Origin of the sequence: Arthrobacter zhangbolii, assembly GCF_022869865.1 — a bacterium.
Classification (GTDB): Bacteria; Actinomycetota; Actinomycetes; order Actinomycetales; family Micrococcaceae; genus Arthrobacter_B; species Arthrobacter_B zhangbolii.
Genome location: NZ_CP094984.1, coordinates 2,518,178 through 2,528,934, shown reverse-complemented (window position 1 = coordinate 2,528,934; position 10,757 = coordinate 2,518,178). Strand labels below are relative to the sequence as shown.

Here is a 10,757-nt window from a genome sequence, read left to right as displayed (position 1 = left end):
TTTCCTCCACAGCCTCCGGCCGGCGCAGCGCGCAGGCCGGCCGGCCCGCCGAAGGCCCCGGGAAGCGTCGGTGTTTCCTCCGGGACGGGCAAGTCTGGGTGGATGGTGAAACTAACCGCACAGGTGGCAAAACTACCCGCACGGCTGGACAGGCTGCTGTTCTCGCCTGCAGGCCGGACAGCGGCCGAGGCTGTCACCGGGCTGGCCGCCGCCGTGGCGCCTGTTTCCTGCGTTGTCTGTGAAACGCCGGACCGGAGCCTGTGCAGCGGCTGTGCGGCGGGAATCCGCCGGGCCACGCTGCATCCCTACCCTGCGGAGGAAGGTGCGGCCGCGCTGCCGGCTGCGGAACCGGAGCCCGGATACCTCCCGCCGCAGGACCGCAGCAGGGAAGACACCGGTTTTGTCCCTCTTCCGGTGCTTGCCGCGGGAACCTATGCCGGAGGACTCGCCCGGACGCTGCTCGCCTTCAAGAACCGGGGGCACACGGACCTTGCGGTTTTCCTTGCACCGGTACTGGCGGGCGCGCTGCATGCCGCAGTGCGGAGTGCCTGCCCCGAGCCGGGCGCTCCGGATGTGGTGCTGGTGCCCGTGCCGGGTACGCCGCGGTCACTGCGCAAACGCGGTTACCAGCCGCTGATGCTGCTGATGAGACTGATTGAACGGCGGCGGCTGCTGCCTGCAGGGTCCAGGCTGGCGTCCCTCGTCAGGCACGCGCCCGGCCCGCCGGGCATTTCGGCTGCCCGTTTCCGGGGCCTTGACTTCAGCCGCGGGCGGGTGGCCGGTCCGCAGAAGGGGCTGGGCCGCTCCGGCCGCCGCCGCAACGTACACGGCTCCATGACCGCCGGACCCGCCGGGAGTCTGGAGGGCTGCACCTGCGTGGTGGTGGATGATGTCCTGACCACCGGGGCAACCCTCGCGGAAACGGTACGGGCGCTTCGTTCCGCGGGAGCCGTTGTTCGCGGGGCCGTTGTCATCGCCGTCACACCTGCCCCGGCACGTAACACTTCTCCCTCCTCCGCTGCGGTGCCGGGGAGCGCGGCAGCCGGTAACGGAAACGGAATCACGGGACGTGAATAAAGGTCGGCGGTGATCTAACGTGTTGGTATGGATAGCTTCAAGAAGCGGAGTTATCCTGCGGCAACGGCCGTGAAGGAAACTGGCAGCGGCCGTTGTTGTGTCACCGAATCTATTGGAGGGCACCATGGAATTCATGATCAGCGGGCGCAATGTTGCAGTATCGGACAGGTTCCGCGAGTACGCCGAAGAGAAGATCGGCAAGGTGGAAGCGCTCGGCGACAAGGTCCAGCGGGTGGAAGCCCGAGTGACGAAGCAGGGCAACGTTCGTGATGCAGACAGTGCCCTGACTGTGGAAATCACCGTCACCGGACGCGGCCCGGTTGTCCGCGCCGAGGCAACGTCCGGCGACAAGTTCGCAGCCTTCGACCTCGCCTACGGCAAGTTGCTCGAACGGCTGCGCCGGGCCAGCGACCGGCGCAAGGTCCACCACGGACGCCACGCCCCGATTCCCGTCCGGGTAGCCACCGCTGATCTTGGTCCCGTAAGTACCTCCGAACCGCTCCACGAACAGGTTGCCGCCGCGGCGGAAGCGGAAGCAACCGAGGCCGACACAGCCGAGAATGAAGACGCTGCCGGCGACTGCCCCGTTTTGATTCGGCGCAAGGTTTTCCCGGGTGCCCCCATGAGCCTTGACGACGCCGTCGACAACATGGAGCTGGTCGGCCACGACTTCTATCTGTTCGTGGATTCCGCGACCGGGGCGCCGTCGGTGGTCTACCGCCGCCGCGGCTGGACCTACGGCGTGATCACCCTGGATTCAAAGTGCGCCGAGGGCATGGAGGATCCGCGGGAGGAAACGCGCGGATACCGCGTCACCGAAACCGGGGAGCGCGCCACAGCCTGATCCCGTCGCCCACGGGCCCGCCCGCCATCTTCCGGGCGGGCCTAGGATGAGGGCATGAGAACCAGACTGTCGCTCCGCCAGGCCCGCCGGGCGGCACTGTCGGCACAGGGACTGGCCCGTGAACGGCCCGCCGGCCTTGTTAACGCAAGGCAGGCGGGCCGTATCTTTGAGCGGCTGGCACTTCTGCAGATCGATTCAGTGAATGTCCTGGCACGCAGCCACTACCTTCCGCTGTTTTCCCGGCTCGGCCCCTATGACCGGGCCATCGTGGACCGCATGGCCACGCGGCGGCCCCGGCGGATGGTCGAATACTGGGCGCATGAGGCCAGCTTCGTGCGTCCGGACCTTTTTGCCGATCTGCGGGCTGTTCAGCGGCGCACCTGGATGACTGCCGGTTCCCTTCCTCCCGATGTGGCGGAGGACCTCCGGGAGCGGGTCCTTGAACTTCTCGCCACGTCGCTGCAGCCGCTGACGGCCCGGCAGACAGCAGAGGCATTGGGTCACCGGCAGGTCCGGGACGCCGGGCACTGGGGGTGGAACTGGAACGCGGTCAAACGGGTGCTGGAGGATCTGTTCGCCTCCGGCCGCGTCAGCTCCGCGGGCCGCACTGTGCAGTTTGAGCGTCTGTATGCCCTGACGGCGGACGTGCATCCGGCTGGCGCGGCAGCCCTGGAACCCTCCGATCCGGAGCAGGCCGTTCTCCGGCTGACAGAGGCCGCGGCCAGGGCGCACGGCATCGCAACCGCCCGGGGGCTCGCCGATTATTTCCGCCTGCCCCAGCGTGCTGCCGCAGGGGCGGCAGAGGAACTGGTCCGGAAGGGGCTACTTGAGAAGGTGTCGGTTGCGGACTGGAGACAGCCGGCCTACCTGCACGTCGAGGCGGCCATCCCCAAAACAGCTGGCGGCCGGGCACTGCTGAGTCCTTTCGACTCGCTGATCTTCGAGCGCCGGAGGCTGCAGGAACTGTTCGGATTCCACTACCGGATCGGGATCTATACACCGCCGGCGGCCCGGCAGCACGGCTATTACGTACTGCCCTTCCTGTTGGGGGAGGAACTGGTGGCCCGGGTGGACCTCAAAGCGGACCGTGCCGCGGGTATGCTGCTGGTGCAGGGAGCCTTCGCCGAACCCGGGGCTCCGTCAGCCACGGCGCGCCAACTGGCCGCGGAGCTTGTCCTCATGGCACAGTGGCTTGGGCTCGACGGGATTGCCGTCCGGCCCGTGGGGGATCTGGCTCCCGCGCTGAAGCTGGAAGTATGCAGGGAATAAAGGTCAATGGGGAACCACGGACCAGCACCATACGTCTCTCACGTAGACTGGGGACGCCAGATTTCGGCAACACTAGATTGGGAGCAAATCAGTGGCATCACTACTCGAACGAGTTCTTCGTACCGGCGACAAGAAGACGCTGAAGACACTGCGTAACTACGCCGACGCGATTAACGTGCTCGAGGACGAGTTCAAGGGCATGAGCGATGCCGAACTCAGGGGTGAGACGGACCGCCTCAAGGAGCGCTACAACGACGGCGAGTCTTTGGACGACCTCCTGCCCGAAGCGTTCGCCGCTGTCCGCGAAGCCGCCGGCCGCACCCTGGGCATGCGCCACTTCGATGTCCAGCTGATGGGCGGCGCTGCCCTGCACCTGGGGAACATCGCCGAGATGAAGACCGGTGAGGGAAAAACGCTCGTTGCCACCGCACCGGCCTACCTCAACGCCCTGACCGGCCGGGGCGTGCATATCGTGACGGTAAATGACTATCTGGCGGAGTACCAGTCAGACCTCATGGGCCGTGTTTTCCGTTTCCTGGGCATGACCAGCGGCTGCATCCTCTCCAACCAGGACCCCGCGACGCGGCGCCAGCAGTACGCCGCGGACATCACGTACGGAACGAACAACGAGTTCGGCTTCGACTACCTGCGCGACAACATGGCCTGGAGTGCCGCCGAACTGGTGCAGCGCGGACACCACTTCGCCATTGTTGATGAAGTGGACTCCATCCTCATTGACGAGGCGCGTACCCCGCTGATCATTTCCGGTGCCGCGAGCGGTGACGTCAACCGCTGGTACACCGAGTTCTCCAAGGTCGTGACGCGGCTGACGCGGGAGACCGACTACGAGGTGGATGAAAAGAAGCGCACCGTCGGCATTCTGGAGCCGGGCATTGAGAAGGTCGAGGACTACCTCGGCATTTCCAACCTCTACGAGGCAGCCAACACCCCGTTGATCGGTTTCCTGAACAACGCCATCAAGGCCAAGGAACTCTTCAAGCGGGACAAGGACTACGTGGTCCTTAACGGCGAAGTCATGATCGTTGATGAGCACACCGGACGTATCCTTGCCGGCCGCCGGTACAACGAAGGCATGCACCAGGCGATCGAGGCGAAGGAAGGCGTGGCCATCAAGGCCGAAAACCAGACGCTCGCCACGGTGACCCTGCAGAACTACTTCCGCCTCTACGAGAAGCTTTCCGGCATGACCGGCACGGCCGAAACCGAGGCAGCCGAGTTCATGAGCACCTACAAGCTCGGCGTGGTGCCGATCCCGACTAATAAGCCCATGTCCCGGATTGACCAGTCGGACCTGATCTACAAGAACGAAGTGGCCAAGTTCGACGCCGTGGTGAAGGACATCGCCGAGCGTCATGCCTCCGGCCAGCCCGTCCTGGTGGGCACCACGAGCGTGGAAAAGAGCGAGTACCTCTCCAAGCAGCTGGCCAAGGCCGGTATCCGGCACGAGGTGCTCAACGCTAAGAACCACGCCCGTGAAGCGGCCATCATTGCCCAGGCCGGCCGCAAGGGCGCTGTCACGGTGGCCACCAACATGGCCGGCCGCGGCACCGACATCATGCTCGGCGGCAACGCCGAGTTCAACGCCATTGCCGAGCTGGAACGCCGCGGCCTTGATCCGAACGACAACCCTGAAGACTACGAAGCCGCCTGGCCGGACGCACTGGAGAAGGCGCGCCACGCCGTCGCCGCCGAGCAGCAGGAAGTAGTGGAACTCGGCGGGCTTTACGTTCTGGGCACCGAACGCCACGAATCGCGCCGGATAGACAACCAGCTCCGCGGCCGCTCCGGCCGCCAGGGCGATCCGGGCGAGTCACGCTTCTACCTCTCGCTCACCGATGACCTGATGCGCCTCTTCAACTCGGGTGCGGCTGAACGGATCATGAACAGCTCCTCCATGCCCGATGACGTGGCGCTGGAATCGAAGCTGGTCTCCAAGGCCATCCAGAACGCCCAGGGCCAGGTCGAAGGCCGCAATGCGGAACAGCGCAAGAACGTCCTGAAGTATGACGACGTCCTGAACCGCCAGCGTGAAGCGATCTACGGCGACCGCCGCCGCATCCTGGAGGGTGATGACCTGCAGGAGAAGATCAGCTTCTTCCTGGAAGACGTCGTTAGCGCCGTGGTGAACGAGGCGACTGCCGAAGGCCACGGGGACGACTGGGATCTGGAACAGCTCTGGACCAACCTGAAGACGCTGTACCCCATCGGCCTGACGATCGACGAGGTTGTTGACGAAGCCGGCGGAAAGTCCCGTCTTACCCGGGAGTTCCTGCACAACGAGATCCTTTCGGACGCCAAGCTGGCCTACCAGGCCCGCGAGGAGGCTCTCGGATCCGCGACCATGCGTGAGCTGGAGCGCCGCGTGGTGCTTTCGGTTATCGGGCGCAAGTGGCAGGAACACCTGTACGAAATGGACTACCTGAAGGAAGGCATCGGGCTGCGGGCCATGGCCCAGCGCGATCCCCTGGTGGAGTACCAGCGCGAGGGCTTCGTAATGTTCCAGACCATGATGGAATCCATCCGCGAGGAAAGCATCGGCTACCTGTTCAATGCCGACGTCCAGGTCAGTGAACCTGCCGCCCCGGCAGCCAACGCGCTTTCGGGCGTCAAGGATGCCCGCGGAGTTATCGGCACCCCCGTGATTAAGGCGGCCGGACTGGAAGCGCCGCAGCAGCCGGCGAGCCTGCAGTTCAGTGCCCCGGACAGCCAGGGCGGGGTGGAAACCCGCATTGAGCGGACTGCTTCGAAGGGTAAGCAGGCGGACGCGGCAGGTACCCGCCGGGCAGCCCAGGCCGGAAAAGCCGGTGCCAAGAAGGCAAAGCGCCGCAAGTAAGGACCCGGCACCTAGCCGATCTCCAACGCGGTAACCCGCCAGAGCCCGCGCCGCAGCTGAATTCTCAGCGCGACGGCGCGGGCTCTTTCGTGTTCCAGGGCAACCACTGCGCCTTCATAAATGCCCTCGGCCACGGGACACAGCCGGCAGGATCGGATCCGCACGCCCCGGTGCAGCAGCTGCGGATCCGGGCCGGAACCGGACCCCGCAGCGGCTGCTGCTGCCTGTCGCCTGCCCCGCACCAGGTTGGCCCGCAGCTGCAGCCGGTCATAATTCTCCTGGTCCAGCCAGCGGCTCATCTGCTGCAGCGGGCGGACACCCCCCAGCACCTCCAGAGCTGCAAGTGCCACGGACTGGCAGATGGCCCGAACCCGTGCATCGTCGGCAGGGTCGGATGACCAGGCAGCGGCGGCGGCAGCGGATGCAGGCTGTGCCGGTGCTTCCACGCCGTTTGCCGGGGCCTGCCGCGGCACGGCGGGAACCGGTGCCGGGATTTCCTCCCGGGCAGGAGCGCGGTACACGGCGATGGGGCCGCCGTCCGGCGCCAGTTGTGCCAGCTGCGCCAGCTCTGCGGGGGAATCGGGAGCCGGCAGGAATATCACACTGGTCATGGTGCTGTCCTTTCTTGGGGCGTGGGAAGAGGTTCGGGAGCGGGCGCTGACAGTATCTGGCCCGGCAGGATGAGGTGGGGGTCAGGGCCGACGACGGCGAGGTTCAGCGCGTGCCATCGGGGCCAATGTGCCGCTATTTCGGCATCCGTAGCCAGCGGACCCAGCTGCTCCGCGGCCAGGGACCACAGCGTGTCCCCGGCAGCCACCACCACCTCGGCCTGTTCCGTCCGCGGCACCGGAGTCAGGACGTTTCCGGCCGGAGGCTGCGGGGGCGCCGGCCGCCACAGCGGTGAGACGGCATCGTCATCCGGTGCCTTGTCTGCGAAGGGAGCGGTGGCCGACAGCAGTTCCGGAGGCCGGTGGTGACCGGTTGCCGCCGTACCGGAGGCAACCGGTGCCGATACTGCGGGGGTGGGCGCGGAAGCTGCTGCGATTGCGGGGACGCTCCCGGCGGCCAGGGAAAGTCCCAGCACCGCAGCAGCCAGTCTTCGGGCGGGCCCGGGAGCCAGCAGCATCGTCCGGTGTCCGGCTGAGGCCATGCCGCAGCGCACCAGGATGCCGCCCGCTGCCGCGCAGATAAGGCCGCCCACCCACCAAACGGTCAATACCAACCCGGTGCCGGCGGCGCACAGTCCTGCCAGCAGCTCGAATGACTCGGGGGACACCGACGGCCCGGACCGGGCGCCGCTTGCGGGAAGGGCCTGGAGGATTTCCGCACCGCCCCGGAGAAGCAAAAGGCCGAGCGCTGCTACTGCGACAGCGGTCAGTGCGTCGGCTGCCAGGGCCGGGTGGATAACCGGTTTACGCATGGCGTCTCCTCATCGTGGTGGTCCCGGGCAGTCCTGGGTGGTCCTAGGTGGTGCCAAGTGCCCATTTGATGCAGTTTGGTGCTGTTTGGAATCGTCTTAGACAGTTGATCAATGTCGTTGGCCTTTGACCCTGAATGGTCCGTGTGAGGCTCGTGTCTACACTTCACCGCGATAGGTGTCCAGAGTGGTGGTCTCTGCGGGGTGACAAAGCTAGCCTTGGGCGATGCGATGGGATGCCCTGTTCAGGGACATGGAGGCACAGATGGCTGCCGCGGACGAACGTCATGCGGCGGGCGAGATTTCCGAACGCGTTCGCGTGGAGCTTGGCGGGATCAGCCTGCAGGACCGGCTCCGGAGCCAGTCCGGCAGGGAGCTCGTCGTGGACCTTGGCCGGGCCGGAACCCTGCGCGGTGTGCTGCGGCACGTAGGGGCCGGCTGGGTGGTGCTTGAGCGTGAACGCGGCTCGGCACTTGCCGCACTTGCCCATGTGGTATCCGTCAGGGGGCTGGACCGGTTTGCCGAACCTGCCGCCCGCGCCCTGAATCTCGGCATAGCGTCGGCCTTGCGGGAGATATCCCGGGACAGGAGCATTGTCGCGCTCAGACTGGCGGGAAAGGCCTCAGGCGAAGTCCTGCACGGAACGATTGACCGGGTGGGGGCCGATTTCGTTGAACTGGCCGTGGTCGCAGCCGGAGAGGAGCGGCGTCCGGGAAATGTGTCCGCGGTTCATCTCCTCCCGACGTCCGCAGTGGCAGCGGTCCTGACTCAGCAGCACGGCTGGGGCTGAGCAGAGCATCCGTCCTCGGAGGCCCGCCCCGGGGTGGGGCGAGGAAGGGTCAGCGGTCCACCGCGTCTTCCGACGGAATGCCCTGGCGGACCGCGGCGGCGGATTTGCGGTAGGCACGGGAAATATAGTCTTCGAGCTGCTGTGTCTCAACCCGCCACTGGCCGCGCCCGCCGATCTGGATGGCGGGAAGCTCCCCGCTGCGTACCAGGGCGTAGGTCTGTGAAGAGGAAATGTTCAGTACCTCGGCGACGTCGGCCAGCGTCAGGAATCTCTTATCGCCCACGGCACTCACCTTTCGAACCGCACCACTGCGGTTGCACCCGTTATATACCAGCAGCACCAGTCTGGCACCGGCAAAACCGTTCCCCGGGTTATCCACAGATTCAAGCCGGCCCGGAAACCACCGTTTCCTTCCGCGTGTGCGTACTCCACACTGGCCTCAGCCGGCAGGGAATCGTGAGGCGGGAAGTGTCTGGCGGGAAGCGTGAAAAGAAGCATGGGGGAATCGGGGGAGACATGAGTCTGCGTACACGAGAAGAGAAGCCGTCCGCTGCCAGGCTGCGCAGGCCGTCCTGGCGGGATCCACGGCTGCTGCTGGGCATCCTCCTGGTCCTGGGATCCGTTACGGCGGTAGTGACCCTTGTCCAGCAGGCAGATGAGACCACCGACGTCTACGCTGTCCACCGCGATATTGCTCCCGGCGCTCCCATCCGTGCCGAGGACCTCCGTCCGGTACCCGTCAGGCTGGGTAACGCCGGAGACCTGTATCTGCCTGCAGCTGAGGGGGTGCCCGAAAACGCGGTGGCGGGCGCCGTCCTGAGGGAGGGGGAGCTGGTGGCCCGGTCTGCGCTGACAACGCCTGACTCGCTGGACCGCAAACCTGTCGGACTGCGGGTGGAGGATCCGCTGCCCGCCAGGACGGAGGCAGGCTCGCGTGTGGATATCTGGGCTGCCGCACCTAACGGCAGGAACGGGTTCGATGAACCCCGGCAATTAATCGAGGCCGCAGAAATATCGGAGCTGTCCGTTACCGAGTCGGCCCTCGGAGCGAACCGGAACACCGAACTCCTGATCCTGGTCGAGGATGCCGACCTGCCGATGCTGCTGGCGGCCCTCTCCAACGAGGCAAAAATCACCGTGGTACACAACCCCGCCCCCGGCTCGTGAACATCCCCGTTGCCACCGTCGGAACCGCCGCCGCCGGCGTTCTGGACGGGCTGGAACGGCTGCAGGGTCCGGTGACGGTAGTCCGACGGTGCACAGAGCTGACCGAAATGCTCGCTGTGGCGCAAACCGGAATGGTCCGCGCCGCCATCGTGGCCGGCGACGCCGAGGAGATAACTGCCGGCATCGCAGACCGGCTGGGCTCCGCCGGGGTAGCCCTGGTGGCGCTCGCTGACGATCCGATGCTGCGGCGCCGGCTGGATGCCCTGAACATTCTTAATGCCCCCACCGGACTGGATCCGGGGGACTTGGCGGAACTCATCTCCACGGCGGTACTGGCCCTGGGCCGGTCCGCCCGGACGGCGGGCACCGCGATGGCTGATCCGGGTGCCGCCCTAGGATCCGGTACCAATGGCGAAGGACCCGGGGAACCGGCACCGGGGACGCCGGAATCGGAGGTCCGGGCCGGCACCGTAACCGCTGTCTGGGGACCTGCCGGAGCTCCGGGCCGGACCACTCTCGCCATCAACCTGGCCGCTGAACAGGCAGCTGCAGGGCGAAGCGTGATCCTCATCGACGCGGACACCTATGGCGCCAGCGTCGCCGTCGGCCTGGGACTGCTCGATGAGTCAGCGGGCATTGCGCAGGCGTGCCGACTCGCGGACCAGGGCATGCTTGATGACGGCAGCCTGCGCGCCCTGGCCGCATCTGTCTCGCTGCGGGGGCACCAGCTTGCCGTGCTTACGGGGGTGACCCGTTCGGACCGCTGGGTGGAACTGCGCCCGCCAGCACTGGACGGAGTGCTCGAGGCCGCCCGCCGGTTGTTCGACCTGATAATCGTGGACTGCGGGTTCTCATTGGAAACCGATGAGGAGCTCAGCTTCGACACCATGGCCCCCCGCCGGAACGCCGCCACACTGCTGGTCCTGGAAAAGGCGGACACCATCTATGCAGTGGGTGCGGCAGACGCCGTCGGCGTGCCCCGACTGGTCCGGGCAGTGGCGGAGCTGGCGGAGACGGTCCCGACAGCAGATCCGCTGATCGTGCTAAATAAGGTCCGCGCGTCATCGGTGGGAAGGCAGCCGGAAAACCAGTTGGGCGGGGCCTGGGAACGCTTCGGCCCCGGCAGGCAGATCTCCGCATTCCTGCCGGCGGATTACGACGCCGCAGACGCGGCGCTGCTCTCCGGAACGGCCCTGCTGGAAACGGCACCGGCGTCGGCCCTCCGTGCAGCCATTGCCGATCTGGCGGGCATACGGACCGGGCGCCGACGGCCGGTACGGCGCCCCCGGCGGGCAAAGTGACCTTTCGCGCATTCGGGGCTAGGCTCATTAGAGCAAGC

10 protein-coding genes are annotated in these 10,757 nt (G+C 66.4%); 7 read left to right on the top strand and 3 right to left on the bottom strand.

The features are described from left to right. Nucleotides 1-102 precede the first annotated feature (102 nt). From MUK71_RS11700 to secA, 4 genes are all read left to right on the top strand, one after another. Nucleotides 103-1,077: a ComF family protein gene (locus MUK71_RS11700; RefSeq protein WP_227929579.1), complete on the top strand. Its 975-nt coding sequence runs from the start codon at nucleotides 103-105 to the stop codon at nucleotides 1,075-1,077. A gap of 124 nt (nucleotides 1,078-1,201) precedes the next feature. After that, nucleotides 1,202-1,921 carry a ribosome hibernation-promoting factor, HPF/YfiA family gene (gene hpf / locus MUK71_RS11695; RefSeq protein WP_227903506.1) on the top strand — a complete coding sequence of 240 codons (720 nt, stop codon included), beginning with the start codon at nucleotides 1,202-1,204 and terminating at the stop codon, nucleotides 1,919-1,921. A gap of 54 nt (nucleotides 1,922-1,975) precedes the next feature. Further along, entirely contained in the window at nucleotides 1,976-3,190 is a 1,215-nt protein-coding gene (locus MUK71_RS11690; protein ID WP_227929580.1) for a winged helix-turn-helix domain-containing protein, read from the top strand. A gap of 91 nt (nucleotides 3,191-3,281) precedes the next feature. Further along, nucleotides 3,282-6,044, top strand: coding sequence for a preprotein translocase subunit SecA (gene secA / locus MUK71_RS11685; protein WP_227929581.1), 2,763 nt, complete (start codon nucleotides 3,282-3,284; stop codon nucleotides 6,042-6,044). 11 nt (nucleotides 6,045-6,055) lie between these two features. Here secA and MUK71_RS11680 read toward each other — a convergent pair whose 3' ends face one another. Together MUK71_RS11680 and MUK71_RS11675 are read right to left on the bottom strand one after the other, a co-directional pair. After that, nucleotides 6,056-6,655: an Rv3235 family protein gene (locus MUK71_RS11680; protein WP_227929582.1), complete on the bottom strand. Its 600-nt coding sequence runs from the start codon at nucleotides 6,653-6,655 to the stop codon at nucleotides 6,056-6,058. After that, nucleotides 6,652-7,464 carry a LysM peptidoglycan-binding domain-containing protein gene (locus MUK71_RS11675; RefSeq protein WP_227929583.1) on the bottom strand — a complete coding sequence of 271 codons (813 nt, stop codon included), beginning with the start codon at nucleotides 7,462-7,464 and terminating at the stop codon, nucleotides 6,652-6,654. The genes MUK71_RS11680 and MUK71_RS11675 overlap by 4 nt, the downstream gene beginning before the upstream one ends. A 223-nt stretch (nucleotides 7,465-7,687) precedes the next feature. Between MUK71_RS11675 and MUK71_RS11670 the strand changes: the two genes are divergently transcribed. Next, nucleotides 7,688-8,251 (top strand): hypothetical protein, encoded by a 564-nt coding sequence (locus MUK71_RS11670; RefSeq protein ID WP_227929584.1) that lies wholly within the window; start codon nucleotides 7,688-7,690, stop codon nucleotides 8,249-8,251. A 49-nt stretch (nucleotides 8,252-8,300) separates the two neighbouring features. On the opposite strand, the gene MUK71_RS11665 is transcribed toward MUK71_RS11670, so the two are convergent. Beyond that, nucleotides 8,301-8,534: a helix-turn-helix domain-containing protein gene (locus tag MUK71_RS11665; RefSeq protein ID WP_227903500.1), complete on the bottom strand. Its 234-nt coding sequence runs from the start codon at nucleotides 8,532-8,534 to the stop codon at nucleotides 8,301-8,303. A 233-nt stretch (nucleotides 8,535-8,767) separates the two neighbouring features. On the opposite strand from MUK71_RS11665, the gene MUK71_RS11660 reads away from it, so the two are divergent. After that, a complete protein-coding gene (locus MUK71_RS11660) occupies nucleotides 8,768-9,418 on the top strand; it encodes a CpaB family protein (RefSeq protein WP_227929585.1) in 651 nt (216 codons plus the stop codon). Continuing rightward, nucleotides 9,415-10,719, top strand: coding sequence for a CpaE/TadZ family protein (locus tag MUK71_RS11655; protein WP_227929586.1), 1,305 nt, complete (start codon nucleotides 9,415-9,417; stop codon nucleotides 10,717-10,719). The genes MUK71_RS11660 and MUK71_RS11655 overlap by 4 nt, the downstream gene beginning before the upstream one ends. Nucleotides 10,720-10,757: the final 38 nt, after the last annotated feature.